Source organism: Vibrio hyugaensis (genome assembly GCF_002906655.1).
Classification (GTDB): domain Bacteria; phylum Pseudomonadota; class Gammaproteobacteria; order Enterobacterales; family Vibrionaceae; genus Vibrio; species Vibrio hyugaensis.
This window is the reverse complement of the sequence record NZ_CP025794.1, coordinates 433,448-452,799: the sequence shown is the minus strand read 5'-3', so window position 1 is coordinate 452,799 and position 19,352 is coordinate 433,448. Positions and strand designations below refer to the sequence as shown.

The following is a 19,352-nucleotide window of genomic DNA, read 5'->3' as shown; positions in this document are numbered from 1 at the left end:
TATTTACGCTTTCGCTATCGTTTTGTAGGGTTTTAATTTCGCCAGCAAATGTTTTCAATTTCATAGATTTGCGAGTGGTTAATTATCGACCAAATAGAAGATATTGCAAGTATTGAGGCCGAGATCTGATTTTAGACTTGGAAAGATTTCTTTATAATGACGCCCTTATTAATTGGCTGGTTTTCCAGAAAAAAATTTACAAGTTAGCCTTGGATAACATATGAACAACGATTTTGAGAAAGATTTCAATTTAGGAGGGAGTGTAGAGCGAGCTCTTTCTGGCAAGTATGAACTAAAAGCGGGTGCTGTTTTTAGTGAAGCTTGGCGCACGACCATTCAACAATTTTTGTCCTTCTCGCCAGCGATCATCTTGTTGCTTTTCGTTCAGTTGGGCATCTTCTATATCGCATTGCAACTTCAATTAGGTGACCCAGGTGTGATTCTTGATGCGTTGCAAGACCCTGAGTCTTTTACCACTGACATCGTCTCTGCTATTTATGTCGCTAACTTTAGTTACGAAGTGATCAGTGCGCCAATTTATGCGGGTATCAGTTTGATGGCTATGAGCCATGTCGCTGGGTTGAAAACAAAAGTACGTCACGTTGGTAAAGGCCTACAATTCACTGTGCCAGTGATTTTAGCGACGCTGTTTAGTCTAATGCTGCAGGGCGTAGCTGGGATGATTTTCCCTCTGCTATCGTTATACCTTTCTTTAGCTTTTAGTCATTCTATCTTATTGATTTGTGAGAAAAGAGTGCCACCAATGCAATCATTATTATTGTCTCTTCGTGCAGTCAACAAGAAGATTTTTGTTCTTGCAGGGCTTTACTTGGGCGTGATGTTGATGTTTATTATTGCAGCAATGTTCTACGGAATTGGCTTGATCTTCGTACTGCCGTTCTTCTTCCATTTGAAGGGGATACTGTATCGCGAAATGTTTGGTATTAAGCTTAAGATCGTAGCGACACAGCAAAATGATAACGATCACGATGGTAACTCTCAGGTGTTTGATGCCTAAATCTTTAAAATCAATGAGTTTACGAGTGGCGGCTATCTCAATAGCCGCCACTTTTGTTTCTATAGGTCCGTATTTACACTACGACCGAGAATATCGAAGTGCGATTGACACTCAGGTAGTTCATGGACCTGTGTCACACATAGATTTGTCCGACCTTCCTTATATTGGTGATATCCCCGATTTCAATTCGATAAAGGACACTAAAGATAAGAAGACGGCATTCTTTGATTTTCTTCGACCGAAAATTGCGTTAGAAAATCAGCGCATAGAAAAAGAGCGTGCCTTCTTAACGGCTTTGAAGCTTGGCGAGGTAAGCTCAGAACAAACTTCATATGCTAAACGCTTGGCTGCACTTTACTCTTACCCATTGAAAGACGAGACGGTAACGGAAGCTTGGTTGGATGAAATGCTTAAGCGAGTTAATGTTTTGCCTGAGGCTTTGGTGTTAACACAGGCTGCGAATGAATCTGCGTGGGGCACCTCTCGTTTTGCAACCGAAGCAAACAACTTGTTTGGTCAATGGTGTTATAAAAAGGGCTGCGGAATCGTCCCTGCGAAACGCGGTGCAGGTAAAACGCACGAAGTAGAGAAGTTTGACACTGTACAAGAGTCTGTACATGGCTACTTTATGAATGTGAATCGTAACCGTGCGTATGCTGATTTACGTGATATTCGTGCGAATTTAGCAGGGAAACACAAGGATTTGTTATCTGTGGCGACGGCATCAGAACTTACTCACGGCCTGCTTGCTTACTCTGAACGCGGCATCGCTTATGTGAATGACTTGCGGGCGATGATTCGTCACAATAACGCTTACTGGACACAATAAAAGAAATAACGGATCGGATGAAGAAGTTAAGCCTAAGTTTACTGGGTAGTGCGGTACTGATCTTGGCATCGCCTATCACTCACGCTCAAGAATACATGTTTACGTATTCTAAGCTTTACACGCAATTAAAGAACAACATTAAAGACGGCCATGATGACGTTAGAGTCGGTGTTTTCTTTGTTGATTCTGATACAAAGCAATTGTGTGAAATCGAAAAAGCATGGATGGAAAAGGAAGAGCATTTTGAGGAGTTTGTGATACCAACTTCGAAAGAGCTACCGCTTCCTATAGATAAAAACCTAAAGTCAGCGAATCCACTTGTCTTTGTACAAACGCCCAAAGATACGCGCTGTGATTATTCTCTTGTAGTCATGACGAAAGAACCGTTACAGGGTAGCGTTACGTACGAAGAATTGAAGCCTTTGATGCCTCAAATGCAAGCCTTACTCGAAGATCTTGGAGGTATGTTTGCGGGTTGGTTTACGGCCCAAGTACAAGGTGTAACCATGGAGTTCGCTAACGAACTTAATGATACTATTACGTTCTCTAACGGGACTGAAAAAGCGATTGTTAATGGGAAGGTGCAAGTCGCAATGAGTGAAATTGGCGAGGGTGGTCATATGACATTACCTCAACCAACGACTCGTGTATTACCTTATCTACCGAATGCAAAAAAATAATCATAAAGAAACCGAAGAAGAGCTGCAATTGCGGCTCTTTTTTTGTTTCTAACGTTCATGACGCTGTTTTTGAGTGCATTTATTGATGAGTCCGTCACACAAACATTTAATCCTGCGCAAAAAGCTCGTATAATCCACGCCCCATAGAAATCCAAGTTAGGAAGCCCTAGTCGATTTATCGGCGATGTGAGAGCCCGCAATGAACCAAGTAGATACAAGAAAAGAAACCCTAGAATTCAACAAGCTTCAGAAACGTCTTAGAAGACATGTTGGAAATGCCATTACTGATTACAACATGATCGAAGAAGGCGATGTTGTGATGGCATGTATTAGTGGTGGTAAAGATTCATTCGCGATGCTTGATATCCTGTTGAACCTACAAAAGGCAGCGCCTATCAAATTTGAAGTTGTCGCAGTTAACCTTGACCAGAAACAGCCAGGTTTCCCTGAGCATATTCTTCCAGACTACTTTGAAACGCTGAACATTCCTTACTACATCGTAGACAAGGACACTTACTCAGTAGTTAAAGAGAAAGTGCCAGAAGGCAAAACAACTTGTGGCCTATGTTCACGTCTTCGTCGTGGTACACTTTATTCGTTCGCAGAGAAGATTGGCGCGACTAAACTGGCTCTTGGTCACCACATGGATGACATTGTAGAAACGATGTTCTTGAACATGTTCCATGGCTCGCGCCTAAAAGCGATGCCACCAAAACTTCGTTCAGATGATGGTCGTAACGTAGTTATCCGTCCACTGACTTACTGTCGTGAAAAAGACCTAATCAAATACGCAGAACATAAAGAGTTCCCAATCATTCCTTGTAACTTATGTGGTTCTCAAGAGAACCTTCAACGTCAATCGATTAAAGCGATGTTGATCGATTGGGATAAGAAAACACCTGGTCGCGTAGAAGCTATCTTCAAGTCAATCCAGAACGTAAGTCCAAGCCAGCTTGCTGACCGTGAACTCTTCGACTTTGTAAACCTACCATTAGATCGTGAAGGTAACCGCGAAGAATACGAATTCAGTGAAGCAGTGGTATCTTCGACAAACATCGACGAATCAATGTTTATCGATGTAACCAACATCTAATTCGAAAAGAGGAGGCGAAATGAGCCTCCTTTTTAATTTGCGTGCCTTAAGGCCGTGAACAGAATAAAAACCCCCCCAACAAGTGGGGGATTTTCATTTCTATATCATTTCAAAAACAAGCGCTGTTATGTCGCTGTATTCGGATCGAGCGGACTGATGTAACCGTTTGGTTTTAATGCCAGTACGTCGCAATTGATTTTATCAATCACATGCTCAGCAGTGTTACCAATAAACACCGCAGAAAGCCCAGTGCGACCAGTTGTACCAAGAATCACCATCGCTGCACTTAGTTTTTCTGCAGTTGCTGGGATAATGTCTTCTGGTAAGCCTTGCTCGACGATCGTTTGCTCTTCATCAAGAGCATGCTTCTGGCGAAGTGCTTTCATTGCGGTTAAATGATGCCCACGTACAGCGTCTGTATAGGTTGTAGGATCAAATTCCGGCAACTCAATTGTGATGTTGGCTGGCGTAACCGGGTACGCATTAACAAGGTACGGATCGGCATCAAGTCGGTTACTGATTTCTTTAAGACGCTCTACCATCGAATCATTCAAGTCAATATGTGTTGGGTTTTCCGAACCAACATGAACAGACGCGAGTATCTTCGCATGCTCAGGCCAATCAGCGTTCTTAATTAAAAGTACAGGGATAGGGCACTTACGCAACAAATGCCAATCTGTAGGAGTGAAAATGACGGATTCTAGAACGTCGTGCTTACGCGTTCCTTTAATAACGATGTCGTGACCGCCAGCAAAGACTTCAGCGATGATCGCTTCATAGGGGCGATTATGCCAAACAACACAAACATCAAAGTCGAAGCTATCGTCTAAATACGGTTGGGCTATCTTACGCATCCATTGTTCACGTTGGTGGATAACACCGCGACGCATAGCATCTCTTTCATCGACCGACAGCATTGAGGTCATGTCATACGAAAAATCGTAGATTGACAGAAAGAAAGTGATTCGGCTTCTGGATACACTTTTTCGAGCGAGTTGAACCGCTCTTGCAAGTGCTGGCTGCTCATCATTATTGATGTCAGCAACAACAAGGATCTTACTGTATATACTCATATCTAAGCCCACTTATTATTGTAAAACCAAATACTGAATATAAAGTAAATCAGTATATTGGAGTACACAAGGTACATTTTTACTGTAGCTCAGTTTGAAGAAGAATTTGAGGACTTTCGAAGGGATTTTAGAAGAAATATGATGTAGCTCATTTTCGAGCTACATCAATTGATAGGGTAAATTAGTCTTTGCTAACGCCTGCAAGTTCCATCAATGCATCGTGATCTAAGATGGTGATGTACTTACCTTTTACGCTCAGAATTTCAGATTTCTGGAAGCGACCAAGTAAACGGCTAATGGTTTCTACCGTTAGACCAAGATAGTTACCAATGTCACCACGAGTCATGGTTAAACGAAATTCACGAGGACTAAAGCCGCGCTGGGAAAAACGTGTTGATAGGTTGTACAGGAATGCAGCAAGACGTTCTTCTGCATTCTTTTTAGAAAGAAGCAGAATCATTTCTTGGTCGCCTTTAATCTCGTTACTCATCAAACGCATGATTTGTTGGCGAAGCTTAGGCATTTTTCCTGATAGGTCATCAAGGATTTCGTATGGAATCTCACAAACCATAGAAGTTTCAAGCGCTTGAGCAAAACTTGGGTGTTGGTCACCTGTTATTGCGTCAAAACCTACAAGGTCACCAGCTAAGTGAAACGCAGTGATTTGCTCATCGCCTTGCTCTGTAATGGTGTAACTCTTTATCGTGCCAGAGCGGATAGCGTACAGAGATTTTAGCTCATCACCTGCTTTAAAAAGCTCTTGGCCTTTTTGGATTGGCTTTTTACGCTCGATGATTTGATCCAACTGATCCAGCTCAGACTCGTTTAGAGTGAACGGAATACACAGTTGGCTAATGCTACAATCTTGGCAATGAATCGCGCAACCACCTGATTGGATACGCTTTGTTGCAGGTTTTTCAGAAATCATAACAACCTTTCACTATTTGATATACATCAATATTTTATCACCGCTTACTTCTAAAGGGTAGCAAAAAAATTATTGAAAACGACTTTCATACTATATGAAACCGAGCATTCGCATAGCTCCGGCGGCAGTATACACGCCATAAGTTATTAAGATTAACGCTGAGATGTTTCTAAATATTAACGACTTTTGCAACTTCTGAAAGTGGCTCGCTCCGTATCCGATCGCGAGCATTGATGGAAGGGTACCAAGACCAAATGCCAGCATGATCATCCCGCCATTTAATGCGCTCCCTGACACTGCTGACCAAGTGAGAGCCGAGTACACTAAGCCGCACGGTAACCATCCCCAGATAAACCCAAACGGCAGGGCATGTAAAGGGTGTTTGAGTGGGAGTAGGCTCTTACCAGTAGGTGAAATCAATTTCCAAAGGGACTGCCCAAGTTTTTCAATAATCAGCAGGCCTTGCCACCACTTAGCAATATATAAAGCAACCAAAATCATGAATATAGCCGCAATAAAGCGGAGCCACGCTAATGATTGGGTTAATCCACTCAGTTCAGACAAGCCGGAAATAGCCCCACCAACCATTGCTCCAACACAACCGTAGCTAGCGAGGCGTCCAATATTGTAGAAGAGAGGGATAACGGGTGAAGGCTTAGTGTTTTTTGTGCCCATAGAGAGTAGTGACGCGATACCACCACACATCCCCATGCAATGACCAGCCCCGACCAAGCCAATCATAAAAGCACCGATAAAATCTGGACTCATAGAGTAACGTTACGGTTTTTTGTTATTTGGTTTTTCATCTTCATCGAGAAGAATGTTGTGGCCTTGTCGCTCTAGATCTTCGAACTGATCACTGCGAACGGCCCATAGGAAAATAGCAACCGCCACACAGACCAAAACAATGGCGATAGGGATTAAAATGTAAAGACTTTCCATGTTAGCTCTCTTACTTTACTTCTCTTTAAGCAGTCGCAATGAGTTGGATACTACAATGATAGAACTCGCAGACATACCAACAACGGCAACATAAGGTGCGACAAGACCTGCAACTGCCAATGGCAAAATTAGCAGGTTGTAACCTAAAGACCAAGCCAAGTTTTCTCGGATTATCTTTCTTGTACGTATCGCAAGCAATCTTGCCTCTAATAGCTTCTCTAAATTATCGCCTAGAAGGGTCATATCTGCAGAAGCTTTGGCGACATCCGTACCACCACCCATCGCAACGGATAGGTGTGCACCTGCAAGAGTAGGTGCATCGTTAATGCCATCACCGACCATCATAGTGATGTCGTTTTTATCTAGTCCTTGAAGATACGCGAGTTTGTCTTCTGGTTTTGCTGAGGCGAACACATGGTCAATACCCATTTCGTTGGCAACTGGTTGCGCGTTTTGCAAAGAATCACCGGTCAATAGCGTTGTCTTAATACCTGCATCTGCAAAACGCTGGATGAATGCTTTGCTCTCTTTACGAATCGGGTCGCGGTAATAGAAGGTCGCAACGTGTTTTTCGTCGACAGAGAGATAGACCGCGTTGCTTTCATCTCGGTTCTCACCAACCACAAAAGTAGCGCTGCCGATCTTTACTGTCTTATTGTTCCAATTACCTTGAATGCCAGAACCAATGATGTTTTGAACGTCACTTACGGTAACGTTTTCTTGACCAAACCCTGAAAATGCCCGAGCAATAGGGTGGTTTGCGTGCGCTTCAAGTGCCGATGCAATCGCAAGTGCTTCAGCTTCGTTAAAGCTAGCAAAGGTTTGAGTTTGATTAATTTCGATGTCGCCTTTGGTCAGCGTACCTGTCTTATCTACGACAAGATGATTAATCTTACACAGCGTTTCGAAAACATGGCCTTTACGTAGCAAAATACCAAAATTACCCATTCGAGAGGTTGCACAAGTTAGTGCGGTTGGCGTTGCTAAGGATAGGGCGCATGGACAAGTCGCTACCAAAACAGACAGCATAATCCAGAACGCATCATCAGGTTTGGTTTGGTGCCAGTAAAGCCACGTGCCAGCTGAAATGATTAGAATCGCGCCAACGAAATAACGTGCTACTACGTCGGCAATTTCAGCGATTTTAGGCTTAGAGTGCTGAGCTTCATCTTGAAGACGAACGATATTAGAAATCATCGAATCTGCTTTTGAATTCGTCACTTCGAGATCGAAAGACTCCTCGCCATTCAATGTGCCCGCGTAAACGGCATCTCCCGCCTTCTTAACTACATGAACAGACTCTCCGGTCAGCATAGACTCGTCGATATGGATACGACCAGAAATCACTTTGCCATCGGCAGGAATATGTTCGCCAGGAAGAACGCGAATGCGATCGCCGACCTTTAGTGTCTTAACTGGGATTTGTTCACCGTCTAACGTGGTGGCAATCGCAGGGATGAGTTTAAGAAGGTTACCGCTAGCAGCCGCGGCTTTGCGACGAGCACGCATTTCTAAGAATCGACCAACCAACAAGAAAAAGGTAAACATCGAGATGGATTCAAAGAATACTTCACCTTGCTCTGTCACCGTTGCGACTAGACTTGCCACATAAGCAAAGATTAATGCGATGGACACAGGGACGTCCATACCAAGCGTTCGTCCTCTAATACTTCGCCATGCATTGAGGTAAAAAGGAAGCGCAGAATAGAGCAGTACAGGAGTTGCGAAGATTAAGCTTACCCATCGGAAGTAGTTTTTAAACTCCGGCTCTAAATCGCCAAAAACTTCCAGATACAACGCCACCGCTAACATCATTACTTGCATGGTTGCAAGGCCTGCAATGCCTAAGCGATACAGGTATTGCTTCATTGTGTGGTGATATGCGGCTTCTTGTTTATCCGCTTCAAAAGGTGCAGCCTTATAACCGAGTTTGTGAATCACAGAGAGCAATTCGCTGAGACGAACTTGTGTTTTATCCCACGCAAGTAAAGCTCGGTTCGTGGTGGTATTTACACGGATAGACACTAAGCCTTTTACGCCCGAGACTTGCTTTTCGATTAGCCAAGCGCAAGCTGCGCAAGAAACGCCGTCCAAGGAAAGGGTGACTTCAGAGGTGTTCTCATTATTACGAACAAACTCCGATTGCACTTCTTCATTGTCATAATGAATCAGCGCCTGGAGCTGTTCCGGAACTAAATCTGCTTTTTCAGCTGGCGCAGTTCGGTATTGGTAGTAGGAGACGAGCCCACTCTCGACAATGGTCTGTGCCACAGTTTCACAACCCGGGCAACACATGTCGCGAATTTCACCCAATATTTCTACTTTGAAATCCGTGTTGGCTGGTACATCTTCACCGCAGTGATAACAGGATTTACACATAGACTTACTTCATTAATATTGTTGGTTGTGCAGGGAATTCAACTCGACCTTGAATCATCCATTCTTTGTTGTGTGGTTCAAGTTCAACAAACCAAGGACCTTGAATAGAGTCTTCTTGCGTCAAACGATAATTGCCTTTCGCATCGGCAGTGAGAAGCTTAGTAAAATCACGGTCTGGCAACGTGCGGTGTGTAAACGTCGCAGTTAGCGCAGGGAAGTGCGGCAGTTCCCCTTTGTTAAAAGAGATAACCACCGTGTTGTCATCTGATGAAACGGTAGCGTTAAGACCAAGGTCTCGTGCGACATTCATTTTACTAATGTCGATGTTAATACCTTTGCCCTTTTTATAGTAATCCTCAGCGACCAAAGATACCGAGTTGTTGGCGAATACGACCACAGTAACGATTGTCCAAATCACCACAGTTAGAGGTAGGATGATCAGGAACCACGGCCAAAATTGTTTATACCAAGGCTTTACCATAAAAAAGTTCTCAACAGCTAAATGAAAAAATGTAAGGCTTTAAATTTAAAGGAAAGACAGCCCCTATGAAAGGGGCTGTTATTGAAATGTTACTTATTGTCGGAGTTGCTTAAACTCCAGACGTATGCCGCGACAAGTTGAACTTTGTCTTCGCCTAGAATGTCCTTCCAAGCAGGCATTACGCCAGAGCGACCATTCATAACTGTTTCTGTTACTGCGGCGCGTGAATCGCCAAATAACCAGTCTTGGTCAGTTAGGTCAGGTGCACCTACAGCAGGGTTACCTTTACCATCTGTGCCGTGACAAGCTGCACACACTACAAAGCGAGCTTTACCAGCTTCCGCTTCACGTGCATTCACTTTACGACCAGATAGGCTTAGCGTGTAGCTTACTACTTCTTGAACACCTTGTTCGCCAAGTGCATCTTTCCACGCAGGCATCTGCCCGATACGGCCTTGCATGATAGTAGTAACAATAGCTGCTGGCTCGCCACCGTATAACCACGCGTCGTCAGTTAGGTTAGGGAAGCCTTTCTGACCGCGAGCATCAGAACCGTGACATTGCGAACAGTTCTGTAGGAACAAACGTTGACCAACTTTAATCGCTTCAGGATCTTGCGCTATATCTGGGATAGGGCGTAGACCTTCTGCATTATGAGCAAGAGCACGGAACGCTTCACCGAAGTAAGCATCTGCATCATCAAGCTCTTTAGCATATTGGTTAAGCTGTTTGTTTTCTTGTGCTCGTGCGATGGCTTCTTTAGATTCTTCCAGCGTACGTACGGTTTGATCTGAACTCTGCCAGTTAAGGACGCCTTTAAAGCTACCTAGACCTGGAAATAGAGTTAGATATACAGCTGCAAACACAAACGTGCTCACAAATAAGTATGTCCACCATTTTGGCAGAGGGTTGTTAAGCTCGCGAATACCATCGTACTCGTGGCCCATGTCTTCCCCTTCCTCGACGCCCATTTTATCTTTAGCGCACCAAGTCAAGAGGATCGCACAGCCTACCAGCGTACCGACAGTAATCACGATAATCCAGAGACTCCAGAATGTAGTCATTACTTCTTCACTCCTTGGTTATTTGGGGTCGTTTTTTGCTCTTCGTCTGCAAACACCAAGTTAGCATCTTCCTCGAAACGTGCTTTACGTTTCTTACCAAATGCCCACCATACGATGCCAATGAAACTCGCGAAGAGTACTACGGTATAAATACTATGAATTGTACCGAAATCCATGTAACCCCCTTACTTCATTGCATGACCAAGAGACTGAAGGTAAGCGATGATTGCATCCATCTCTGTTTTACCTTCTACATCTTTAGCCGCATTCGCGATTTGTTCATCCGTGTACGGAACACCGAACTGGTTGCGGAATACTTCTAGTTTCTTCTGCGTCAGTTTGCCGTCTAGTACGTTCTCTTCTAGCCAAGGGAAACCAGGCATGTTTGATTCAGGTACTAGTTCACGAGGATCAATAAGGTGAACACGATGCCACTCATCAGAGTAACGTCCGCCTACACGAGCCAAATCTGGACCAGTACGCTTAGAACCCCATAAGAATGGGTGTTCCCAAACACTTTCACCGGCTACAGAGTAGTGACCGTAGCGCTCTGTTTCAGAGCGGAAAGGACGAATCATCTGACTGTGACAAACGTTACAACCTTCACGGATGTAGATGTCACGACCTTCCATTTCCAGAGGAGTGTAAGCGCGTAGGTTTTCTACAGGCTCCGTCGTTTGCTTCTGGAAAATTAGAGGAGTGATTTCTACGAGCGCACCCCAACTAATTGCAAAGACGATGAAAATTGCCAACAAACCGACATTACGTTCTAGGATTTCGTGGCGATTATTCGAATTATTACTCATTCTTTAATCTCCTTATGCCGGTTGAGGGATAGCTTTTAAGCTTTCTTTAGGCGCCGTTACCGTTTTGTACGTGTTGTATGCCATTAAGAACATACCGAATAGGAAGATGAAACCACCTAAGAAACGTACGAAGTAGAACGGGTAAGATGCTTCTACAGATTCTACAAAGCTGTAAGTCAGTGTGCCGTCAGAGTTAACTGCACGCCACATTAGGCCTTGCATCACACCAGAAATCCACATTGCTACGATGTAAAGAACCGTACCGATAGTTGCCAACCAGAAGTGAACATTGATTAGGCTAACCGAGTACATGCGCTCTTGACCAAATAGACGAGGAACAAGGTGATATACAGAACCAATGGAAACCATAGCAACCCAACCTAGAGCACCAGAGTGAACGTGACCAATGGTCCAGTCGGTGTAGTGCGATAGTGCGTTTACAGTCTTGATAGACATCATTGGACCTTCAAAGGTAGACATACCGTAGAAAGACAATGAAACGATTAGGAAACGTAGGATAGGGTCATAGCGAAGCTTATGCCATGCGCCAGACAGCGTCATGATACCATTGATCATACCACCCCAAGATGGAGCAAATAGAACCAAAGACATCACCATACCTAGAGACTGAGTCCAGTCAGGTAGTGCTGTGTAATGCAGGTGGTGAGGACCAGCCCAGATGTACAGGGAGATCAGTGCCCAGAAGTGAACAATAGATAAACGGTAAGAGTAAACAGGACGTTCAGCTTGTTTAGGGACGAAGTAGTACATCATACCAAGGAAACCAGCGGTCAGTAGGAAACCTACCGCATTGTGTCCATACCACCATTGAACCATCGCATCCACGGCACCGGAGTAAATCGAGTAAGATTTACCAAGTGATACTGGGATAGCCATACTGTTCACGATGTGAAGTACTGCTACTGTGAGGATAAAGGCACCGAAGAACCAGTTAGCCACATAGATGTGAGAGGTATTACGTTTGACCAATGTCCCAAAGAACACGACCGCGTAAGATACCCATACAATCGCGATTGCGATATCAATAGGCCATTCTAACTCAGCGTACTCCTTACCTGAGGTAAAACCTAAAGGTAGGGTGATTGCTGCGGCTAGGATAATTGCTTGCCATCCCCAAAAGGTGAAGGCAACGAGTGGGCCACCAAAAAGACGTGTTTGACAGGTGCGCTGAACAACATAATAAGATGTTGCGAACAGAGCACTGGTACCAAACGCAAAAATTACCGCATTAGTATGCAGTGGACGTAAACGACTGTACGTCAACCACGGCGTATCAAAGTTTAGCTGTGGCCAAACTAATTGAGCGGCAATCAAAACACCAACAGCCATACCAACTATGCCCCATAAAATGGTCACAAGGGTAAATTGGCGAACGACTGTATAGTTGTAGTTTTGTTCAAGCTGCTTTACTTGGCTCATTTGCATGCTTCCAATTTCTAATTAACTACACTTTACTTCCAACACGACTTGCGTCGTAACACCACCCAAGTAAACTCTAGAATTTAAGTGTTATCATCACTTTATTTCCATTGCTGACTTTAATAAAAAGTGGCATTTTCAGCGAGTCACTATACTTGAATTAACAATTCAATGACAGAGTAGTAACCTTACTAGGCCTCTGGAAATCATTTTTTATTTAAAAAGTTTGAAGTTTGTAACAAGGATATTAGGAATTATGGCTGCACAAAAGTTAACAAAGGCAAGACTTGCACAAATCTTAATCATGCTCAGTCTTTTAATTGGTGCATTTTTCTGGAGAACCTTTACTTATGAGACGAGTAGCGTTGTGGATTGTTCACAAAAACAACGATGTGATGTAACAATCGGAACAGAAAAAATCACAATAAACAAGGGTTCTGATGGCTTTTCGATCGAAAGCACAGAAAATGGCAGTATAAAAATTGATCTAAATCAATCTGGTGAGTTTATAGATCTGTCGGATAAATATCGCCAGAGCAATTGGAGTGATATTTCTGAGACTCGAGTAATTAATTTCAAAATAAGCGAAAACATTGTCCAAGTTCATTTATAAATCAGATCTGACGCGAGATAATGACGCTTCTTTATACAATTATTACTTTATTGTCTAGCGCTATATTGTCGTAATGGTATAACGGTTAAAGATCACACAATAATTAAACTCGTATGCAGTGCCAATCATTATTTACTCATATTACAGACGAATATTTAGCGATTAAGAAATTTCGCACGGAACTCTTTGAAGAGAACCTCTCTCACCTCATCTGCTATTACACAGAGGAGTATGACTTCCGTGCTATTCAATCAGCGTTTCGAGAGCTGTTTCCTAAACAGTCTCTCCACGGTGCGAGCTCGTGTCAGGCAATTATGACCAACCAAGGTTACCATCGTGGACCAGTCATCGCCGTTCTGGCTATCTATGATTCGGGACCACATTCCTATGGTACTGGAATTTCGAAATGTGGTGATTCTGTCGATACTTATGTGGATGAAGCGCTGAACATGGCCTTATCTCATGCTAACCGGCTCGGCGAGGTACCCAACCTTATTCTTTTACATGCCACGCCAGGGAATGAAGAGGCTGTAATTGAAGCGATCGATCAGCGGTTTGGTACTTTGGTCCCCATTATTGGCGGCTCTTCTGCCGACAATAACATAGAAGGGAACTGGTCTATTATAACCACGCAAGGAAGTGAAAAAGCTGGCATTAGCTTAACACTATTTTATTCATCTCAACCTGTCGATATTGCGTTTAGTGCAGGGCATTCCCCAACGGATGTTACGGGAACTGCAACGAAAACCCATAACCGATGTTTATTAGAAATTGACGGTGAGCCAGCACTAGATGTTTATCGAAGATGGACAAACCACCAAAATAATCAACCAGATAACGAACAATTTCTGTTTACTAATGCCAGTGCTTACCCGTTAGGTCGTGTTGCCGGGTACTTATATGAAAGGCCTTATTACAAGCTGTCCCATCCCATTCGCGAGACCTCACACGGTGGCATCGAGTTGTTCACAACTATCGAAGAAGGCGAGCAATTAACGCTAATGAAAGGGAGTAGGGAGCATCTAATTGCAAGAGCTGCAAGGGTTGTGAATGCCGCTTTTAATCAAAAATTAGAAGAGTCTCGAAAAATAGGTGTGATCAATATCTTTTGTGCTGGTCCTATGTTGCACTTAAAGCAAGATATAAACAGTGTTTGCGAACAAATTAACCAAGAATTAGAACACCTGCCTTTTATTTGCCCATTCACATTTGGTGAGCAAGGAAGATTCATTGGTGGTGAAAATGGACATGGAAACTTGATGATATCATCAGCGATTTTCCATAAACCTTATGAAAAATAAATACTTAGAGATATATCAACAAGAAGCGTTGCAAGAAGCGTTGGTCGAACTTAAAGAAGCAAGGCAACGAGAAAAACTTCTGGCAGATGAAAATAAAGCCATTCTATCTGCTATCTCTGCAATGAGTGAGGCTCGAAATCGACACGAAATATTTTCCGGCCTTAACAACGTACTTAAAAAGTACATCAATTTTGATGACTTCATCGTGATCACTCGAGACCATACTAGAGACGCATTTAAAACCTTAATCTCTACAAATAGTGTGTTCGATAACTTAGATTGGTTACAGGGTAGCGTTTCCGAGCGAGCTTTAAACGGTGAATGTATTTTACTGTTTGAGCCGCTAAGGTTACGTGAGTTTGAAAACCTTAACAGCTTCATACAAAGCCATGTTAATTCAGTTGTCTTAACTGGGATTAGAACCGAGGTAACCCAAAATATCATCTTATTGATCGGTGCTCAAAAAGGGCATTTTAGCATCGAGAACAAAGAGACATTAAGACGCTTTAGCCCCTTAATTGAACGCGCTGTTATAGATATTGAAACCAAAGAGAAGTTACAACGTATCGTTGACGTGCGTACATCTCAACTCGCCAGAGCAAGAGAAGAAGCGGAAAAGGCAAACCAATCGAAATCTGAATTTCTTGCCATGATGAGTCATGAGATTCGAACGCCGTTAAACTCGGTATTGGGAATGTTAGATATACTGCGCCAATCCATGCTTACCGATGACCAGTCCGAAGTCCTTGATCAAATGGAATGCTCGGCAGAACTACTATTAGCGATCATCAGTGACATCCTTGATTTATCTAAGATAGAGTCGGGCAGCTTTCAATTAAATGAACAGTGGGTAGATTTGAGTGACGCTGTAACATTTGTTATTTCCCAACAAAAACAAGTAGCTACCAGTAAAAATTTGAACTTTAATTTAAGCTTCGGATTAGAAAAAAGTAAACAATATTGGATAGATTCCACAAGGCTCTCCCAAGTTTTGTTCAACTTAATCGGTAACGCCATAAAGTTCACTGACTTTGGTGAAGTCAGTGTTGCAGTAGAAGAAAAAAATGGTGAACTCAACATCTCAATTACTGACTCCGGAATTGGAATTCCTAGGACCAAACTCAATCATTTATTTACTGCATTTCATCAAGGCGACGGTTCGATTACACGCCGTTTTGGTGGGACTGGCTTAGGGCTTGCCATCACTAAGCATCTAGTAGAAATGATGCGAGGTTCAATTACCGTCAATAGTGAGGAGAATGTAGGTTCACATTTTTGTATAACAATTCCTGTCCTTACACGTAACAACCAAAAACGACCAGTAAAGATTGAAACCAGCAGGCCATCGAAAGTATTGAACATACTCATTGTTGAAGATACCGAATCAAATCAATTAGTCATTAAGCTCATTTTAAATAAGCTAGGACATAATGTTTGTATTGCTAACAATGGATCCGAAGCAATTCAATTTCTAGAACAAAACTCTCAGGCTGTCGATATGATACTCATGGATGTCTCGATGCCAGTCATGGATGGGATAACTGCGACAAGACTCATCAGGAAAAAAAGGATTTCAATTCCTATCATCGCACTAACGGCACACGCATTAGAGAGTGACAAAAGTATGTGTTTGAAAGCCGGCATGGATGGATTCATTTCAAAACCAGTTCGTAGGCAAGATGTTTACGAAGCGATCCAATCATTAGTAGAAACTGCGTAGCGCCTTAATATAGATCTTAACAATCGTAAGATTATTAAGATCTATATTAAGTATTTTATGGTAAATCATGGTTATGTTTAATGGCACTCACAGGAAGCGTTGTATTTTGAAATCTGAGAGGGATAGGAGACTAAACTAGAGAAGATTTGGCGTACACGGATACTTGATTTAACATAACACATATAATACGCACTTTAATAATGATTCTGATGGGCTCGAAATCACCATAGCTAAGCCACCACAAGCCATTGAAATACTTGGTAATCCAAGCCCGTTAAACTTTTTTGCTATGTTTTCCCACATATCGCGAATCTCTGGATTCTCGTTGCGATCAGCGTGAAAAACCTATTATTAAAATCTTAGTATCTCAGATGTGTTCTTTCGTAAATGACCTTTCTACATTTGCCATACTGCACTGATATGACCAGCCATGACGTTTGTTAGTGCCATTGTGGTGTTCACCAGCTCAAGCTTCTCTTTTTAGTCAGAATCAATTAAGCAATATCTAAGGCTTCATCCATTTAAGTGGACCCGATTAATTTTCCAAATTCTGTTCGTTCGCTTTCAATTCCGGTTAAGTTAGCTAATCGATACTCAAAAATTTGGGAGTTTCTATACTTTTTCTACGTCCTTTTTTGTGAACCACTTTTGTTTAGAATTGACGACGTCACTTAGCTAGTTGGAGCTATACTTTAGTTCATTCTCGAATATTTCTTGTTATACAAGAACGAAAAAATGGCCAAGTTAGGCCGTTTTCTTGTTTTAATAAGTTACAGTGTAATTTATTAAAGTATTTTTGTCATTTTGCCTGGCATGTTCATCCTTATGTTTATTAGCGCTTCTCTAGAGATTTGAACATTAGCAAACCAAAACGATTTATGCTTTTCATTAAAGATACCACTTCTAGACAGTCCATCGTAAATAGCATACGCCCTAGCCTGCGCCAACGCAGCTCCGTAAGTGCTTCGTTTTAATACTGGCACTTGATCGAGGTCTTCCAAAAGTGCTTTTTTGATATGAGATACATTTGTCGGCCAATCTAATTGTTGTACTAGGTTTCTTGTGACGTGTGATTCAAACTTACTTATTACATTGGAAAGAAAAACCGTGTTTGGTTTGACATCAACACACGCATAATACAGTTCGTTTTGATTGCTATTTCGATAATGCAGCATCACTTCAATCAGTGCATCTTCGAATGCATACGTAAAGTGATTGATGATGAGGAAGTTGCCCAAAGCCCTTAAGGCCCCAATTAGTATGCCGCAATCAGAGTCCTCGACTCCTGCAGCTTCTAGTCTCATCCTAGTAACATTCGCAACTAAGACTAAGTGTTGCCAGAACTTGTGACTGATCGACGTGGTGGTTAATGCTGACAAGCCATTTTGCATGCCTAAGTTCTACGTCTTTAGAGACGTTAGCTGCGATATCCATTGCTTCTTGCGTATAGTTTTTTTGAGTGAGCAACAAACTGATATTCCTAGCAGTATTCTTTTCGTTGCTCGAATTCTATCTACAAACAATGTTGCAGTAAACAATCTGTGAGGTTTATTCCAACTACAAATAATAATTGATTACTTAAATGTTAGGAATCTATTCAGTTTCCTGTTGTTATGTGGAGTCTGATGTACTTTTCTGGATAGGCATATCGATAAGTTTTCCCAACTTTTAAGATCGACAGACAGATTTATCTCCACTACCGCGAACTCTTTTGACTGCCGCCTTTTTTCCTTTGTGCTCCATTTCAATCATGACATCGCAATAACCTTGGTAACGGTCAAACTTGTTGTCGACTTTAGTTTGTAGTTTCGTTTTGAGTTTCTTGGCTAGAGGGTTATTGTCAGAATCATCTGCAGTCAAAGGATGACTAAACATAAATAACAACATAAAAGTGACAGTGCAACGCATTGGAGTCTCTTTAACATCCATTTAAACAGCCTTCAGCTTATCTTTAGAGTAAGTATAAATAAAAACGGAACGCGTAAAATGCGTCCCGTTTAATGCCGGTAAGTAATTGATATATCGCTTACGCGCGTTTTTTCCCCTTGTGGCTCTTGAGTCCTTGGTGAGGAAAAACATTGCGAATTCGCTGTTGAACTTTCTTCGGAACTTGTTTTGAAAAGGTCAAACGCATTCCTGTGCGCTGATTATAAACTTTCATCTCGCCATCAAAGGGGTCATGCTCAGCAATATCTTGCAAGTTGTGCTTAAAAGAAGGAGGAAGATGGCCTTTTACTTTTGTAATATGCCCTTTCTCAAACGATATTCTTAAGACAGGTCTATCTACAGCAATAAGCCAAAATATGACAATAGCAGCGATCAAGATTACATATAGCATTTGATACTCCTTTAGCTAGACAATAGTTTGTTTAAATCTTCTTTAATTGAGGTTACTTTTTGGCTCGCCTTCTCACTACGAGAAGCTTCTGAGAGTAAATATTCGATAGCGTCAGACAGTGTACAGCCTAACTCATTTGCTCTATTTGATAGCTTTTCCCAAACACGATAGTCAAGGTCAATAGATTTCTTTTTGGTATGAACTTGTTCAGCATTGAAATGGCGTTTACGCTTGGCACGGATTGCTTGCTTGAGTTTATTTTCTAACTCTTTCGACATGTGATTTTCAATCCAAGCAAGAACTAGAGTTGGTTCGTGTTCCAACTTTCGTAGCTCTACAACGGCAGCATCTGCTTCACTGGTATCAATATACCTTGTAATCGCTTCACCATCTTTCCATTTTTTGATCAGATACTTCCATTTCCAACCACACTCTAGATTTTCAAGCTGCTGATATTTCATCCTTTCGACCCTTAAAACACACCTGGTGACAGCGTAACCCAGATGTTGTTATACAGCAATTAAAACTCAATAAAGTATCGATGTTGATCACTCATTTGTCGAAGGTTTAATCATATGAATCTTCAGTATTTTTAGATTGCTCAAATTCTCGCTAGGGAGTTATTGGACGTTTCGTTATAATGACTC

Annotated in this window: 20 protein-coding genes and 2 pseudogenes; 7 read left to right on the top strand and 15 right to left on the bottom strand. The window is 42.2% G+C overall.

All coding sequences use genetic code 11. From position 1 onward, the window contains the following. Nucleotides 1-220: 220 nt before the first annotated feature. The 4 genes from C1S74_RS02780 to ttcA all read left to right on the top strand — a co-directional run bounded on the left by C1S74_RS02780 (nt 221) and on the right by ttcA (nt 3,620). Complete coding sequence (locus C1S74_RS02780) at nt 221-1,018, top strand: DUF2189 domain-containing protein (protein ID WP_038872759.1); 798 nt, start codon at nt 221-223, stop codon at nt 1,016-1,018. Then, nucleotides 1,011-1,847, top strand: coding sequence for a glucosaminidase domain-containing protein (locus C1S74_RS02775; protein ID WP_045395808.1), 837 nt, complete (start codon nt 1,011-1,013; stop codon nt 1,845-1,847). Before C1S74_RS02780 ends, C1S74_RS02775 begins: the two co-directional genes overlap by 8 nt. A 17-nt stretch (nt 1,848-1,864) precedes the next feature. After that, entirely contained in the window at nt 1,865-2,527 is a 663-nt protein-coding gene (locus C1S74_RS02770; protein ID WP_045395810.1) for a DUF2987 domain-containing protein, read from the top strand. Between the two features lie 199 nt (nt 2,528-2,726). Further along, on the top strand, nt 2,727-3,620 hold the full coding sequence (gene ttcA / locus C1S74_RS02765; RefSeq protein ID WP_038872920.1) for a tRNA 2-thiocytidine(32) synthetase TtcA: 894 nt from the start codon (nt 2,727-2,729) through the stop codon (nt 3,618-3,620). A 125-nt stretch (nt 3,621-3,745) separates the two neighbouring features. Here ttcA and uspE read toward each other — a convergent pair whose 3' ends face one another. The 10 genes from uspE to ccoN form a co-directional block, all read right to left on the bottom strand. Continuing rightward, nucleotides 3,746-4,693, bottom strand: coding sequence for a universal stress protein UspE (uspE, locus tag C1S74_RS02760; RefSeq protein ID WP_045395814.1), 948 nt, complete (start codon nt 4,691-4,693; stop codon nt 3,746-3,748). Nucleotides 4,694-4,874: 181 nt separating this feature from the next. Next, on the bottom strand, nt 4,875-5,621 hold the full coding sequence (locus C1S74_RS02755; protein ID WP_038872924.1) for an FNR family transcription factor: 747 nt from the start codon (nt 5,619-5,621) through the stop codon (nt 4,875-4,877). A gap of 90 nt (nt 5,622-5,711) precedes the next feature. Beyond that, nucleotides 5,712-6,389 (bottom strand): sulfite exporter TauE/SafE family protein, encoded by a 678-nt coding sequence (locus C1S74_RS02750; RefSeq protein ID WP_045395817.1) that lies wholly within the window; start codon nt 6,387-6,389, stop codon nt 5,712-5,714. A gap of 9 nt (nt 6,390-6,398) precedes the next feature. After that, nucleotides 6,399-6,563, bottom strand: coding sequence for a cbb3-type cytochrome oxidase assembly protein CcoS (ccoS, locus tag C1S74_RS02745; protein ID WP_010447939.1), 165 nt, complete (start codon nt 6,561-6,563; stop codon nt 6,399-6,401). Nucleotides 6,564-6,578: 15 nt separating this feature from the next. Continuing rightward, on the bottom strand, nt 6,579-8,942 hold the full coding sequence (locus tag C1S74_RS02740) for a heavy metal translocating P-type ATPase (RefSeq protein WP_045395820.1): 2,364 nt from the start codon (nt 8,940-8,942) through the stop codon (nt 6,579-6,581). Nucleotides 8,943-8,946: 4 nt separating this feature from the next. After that, the gene (locus tag C1S74_RS02735) at nt 8,947-9,423 is read right to left on the bottom strand and encodes a FixH family protein (RefSeq protein ID WP_038881926.1); all 477 of its coding nucleotides are present in this window, start codon (nt 9,421-9,423) and stop codon (nt 8,947-8,949) included. A gap of 89 nt (nt 9,424-9,512) precedes the next feature. Then, nucleotides 9,513-10,487, bottom strand: a complete 975-nt coding sequence (ccoP, locus tag C1S74_RS02730; RefSeq protein WP_045395824.1) for a cytochrome-c oxidase, cbb3-type subunit III — start codon at nt 10,485-10,487, stop codon at nt 9,513-9,515. Continuing rightward, on the bottom strand, nt 10,487-10,663 hold the full coding sequence (locus C1S74_RS02725) for a cbb3-type cytochrome oxidase subunit 3 (RefSeq protein WP_009706108.1): 177 nt from the start codon (nt 10,661-10,663) through the stop codon (nt 10,487-10,489). The genes ccoP and C1S74_RS02725 overlap by 1 nt, the downstream gene beginning before the upstream one ends. 9 nt (nt 10,664-10,672) lie before the next feature. Further along, nucleotides 10,673-11,293: a cytochrome-c oxidase, cbb3-type subunit II gene (gene ccoO / locus C1S74_RS02720; protein ID WP_038872939.1), complete on the bottom strand. Its 621-nt coding sequence runs from the start codon at nt 11,291-11,293 to the stop codon at nt 10,673-10,675. A gap of 12 nt (nt 11,294-11,305) precedes the next feature. Then, complete coding sequence (gene ccoN, locus C1S74_RS02715; RefSeq protein WP_033006505.1) at nt 11,306-12,733, bottom strand: cytochrome-c oxidase, cbb3-type subunit I; 1,428 nt, start codon at nt 12,731-12,733, stop codon at nt 11,306-11,308. A 256-nt stretch (nt 12,734-12,989) separates the two neighbouring features. On the opposite strand from ccoN, the gene C1S74_RS02710 reads away from it, so the two are divergent. The 3 genes from C1S74_RS02710 (at nt 12,990) to C1S74_RS02700 (ending at nt 16,367) form a co-directional block, all read left to right on the top strand. After that, nucleotides 12,990-13,346, top strand: coding sequence for a hypothetical protein (locus C1S74_RS02710; RefSeq protein ID WP_038881928.1), 357 nt, complete (start codon nt 12,990-12,992; stop codon nt 13,344-13,346). A gap of 113 nt (nt 13,347-13,459) precedes the next feature. Then, nucleotides 13,460-14,647 carry an FIST signal transduction protein gene (locus C1S74_RS02705; protein WP_045395828.1) on the top strand — a complete coding sequence of 396 codons (1,188 nt, stop codon included), beginning with the start codon at nt 13,460-13,462 and terminating at the stop codon, nt 14,645-14,647. Beyond that, complete coding sequence (locus C1S74_RS02700; protein WP_045395830.1) at nt 14,637-16,367, top strand: ATP-binding protein; 1,731 nt, start codon at nt 14,637-14,639, stop codon at nt 16,365-16,367. The genes C1S74_RS02705 and C1S74_RS02700 overlap by 11 nt, the downstream gene beginning before the upstream one ends. Nucleotides 16,368-16,535: 168 nt before the next feature. Here the strand turns inward: C1S74_RS02700 and C1S74_RS02695 are convergent. From C1S74_RS02695 to matP, 5 genes and pseudogenes are all read right to left on the bottom strand, one after another. Beyond that, nucleotides 16,536-16,706 (bottom strand): annotated as a pseudogene (locus C1S74_RS02695) (DUF3693 domain-containing protein); the annotation flags it as partial. Between the two features lie 446 nt (nt 16,707-17,152). Next, entirely contained in the window at nt 17,153-17,671 is a 519-nt protein-coding gene (locus C1S74_RS02690; protein ID WP_231578721.1) for a hypothetical protein, read from the bottom strand. A gap of 293 nt (nt 17,672-17,964) precedes the next feature. Continuing rightward, nucleotides 17,965-18,275: pseudogene (locus tag C1S74_RS02685) on the bottom strand (hypothetical protein). Between the two features lie 118 nt (nt 18,276-18,393). Continuing rightward, the gene (locus tag C1S74_RS02680) at nt 18,394-18,705 is read right to left on the bottom strand and encodes a DUF3634 family protein (RefSeq protein ID WP_045395833.1); all 312 of its coding nucleotides are present in this window, start codon (nt 18,703-18,705) and stop codon (nt 18,394-18,396) included. An 11-nt stretch (nt 18,706-18,716) separates the two neighbouring features. Then, nucleotides 18,717-19,166, bottom strand: coding sequence for a macrodomain Ter protein MatP (matP, locus tag C1S74_RS02675; RefSeq protein ID WP_045395836.1), 450 nt, complete (start codon nt 19,164-19,166; stop codon nt 18,717-18,719). Nucleotides 19,167-19,352: the final 186 nt, after the last annotated feature.

Bases quoted from the DNA above. Each gene is read 5' to 3' on its own strand.
- C1S74_RS02775 (WP_045395808.1), top strand. From the start codon at position 1,011: ATGCCTAAATCTTTAAAATCAATGAGTTTACGAGTGGCGGCTATCTCA.
- C1S74_RS02690 (WP_231578721.1), bottom strand. From the start codon at position 17,671: ATGAGACTAGAAGCTGCAGGAGTCGAGGACTCTGATTGCGGCATACTA.
- C1S74_RS02780 (WP_038872759.1), top strand. From the start codon at position 221: ATGAACAACGATTTTGAGAAAGATTTCAATTTAGGAGGGAGTGTAGAG.
- ccoS (WP_010447939.1), bottom strand. From the start codon at position 6,563: ATGGAAAGTCTTTACATTTTAATCCCTATCGCCATTGTTTTGGTCTGT.
- C1S74_RS02705 (WP_045395828.1), top strand. From the start codon at position 13,460: ATGCAGTGCCAATCATTATTTACTCATATTACAGACGAATATTTAGCG.
- C1S74_RS02755 (WP_038872924.1), bottom strand. From the start codon at position 5,621: ATGATTTCTGAAAAACCTGCAACAAAGCGTATCCAATCAGGTGGTTGC.
- C1S74_RS02735 (WP_038881926.1), bottom strand. From the start codon at position 9,423: ATGGTAAAGCCTTGGTATAAACAATTTTGGCCGTGGTTCCTGATCATC.
- C1S74_RS02710 (WP_038881928.1), top strand. From the start codon at position 12,990: ATGGCTGCACAAAAGTTAACAAAGGCAAGACTTGCACAAATCTTAATC.
- C1S74_RS02700 (WP_045395830.1), top strand. From the start codon at position 14,637: ATGAAAAATAAATACTTAGAGATATATCAACAAGAAGCGTTGCAAGAA.
- ccoP (WP_045395824.1), bottom strand. From the start codon at position 10,487: ATGACTACATTCTGGAGTCTCTGGATTATCGTGATTACTGTCGGTACG.
- C1S74_RS02725 (WP_009706108.1), bottom strand. From the start codon at position 10,663: ATGGATTTCGGTACAATTCATAGTATTTATACCGTAGTACTCTTCGCG.
- uspE (WP_045395814.1), bottom strand. From the start codon at position 4,693: ATGAGTATATACAGTAAGATCCTTGTTGTTGCTGACATCAATAATGAT.
- C1S74_RS02770 (WP_045395810.1), top strand. From the start codon at position 1,865: ATGAAGAAGTTAAGCCTAAGTTTACTGGGTAGTGCGGTACTGATCTTG.
- C1S74_RS02750 (WP_045395817.1), bottom strand. From the start codon at position 6,389: ATGAGTCCAGATTTTATCGGTGCTTTTATGATTGGCTTGGTCGGGGCT.
- C1S74_RS02740 (WP_045395820.1), bottom strand. From the start codon at position 8,942: ATGTGTAAATCCTGTTATCACTGCGGTGAAGATGTACCAGCCAACACG.
- ttcA (WP_038872920.1), top strand. From the start codon at position 2,727: ATGAACCAAGTAGATACAAGAAAAGAAACCCTAGAATTCAACAAGCTT.
- ccoO (WP_038872939.1), bottom strand. From the start codon at position 11,293: ATGAGTAATAATTCGAATAATCGCCACGAAATCCTAGAACGTAATGTC.
- ccoN (WP_033006505.1), bottom strand. From the start codon at position 12,733: ATGAGCCAAGTAAAGCAGCTTGAACAAAACTACAACTATACAGTCGTT.
- C1S74_RS02680 (WP_045395833.1), bottom strand. From the start codon at position 18,705: ATGCTATATGTAATCTTGATCGCTGCTATTGTCATATTTTGGCTTATT.
- matP (WP_045395836.1), bottom strand. From the start codon at position 19,166: ATGAAATATCAGCAGCTTGAAAATCTAGAGTGTGGTTGGAAATGGAAG.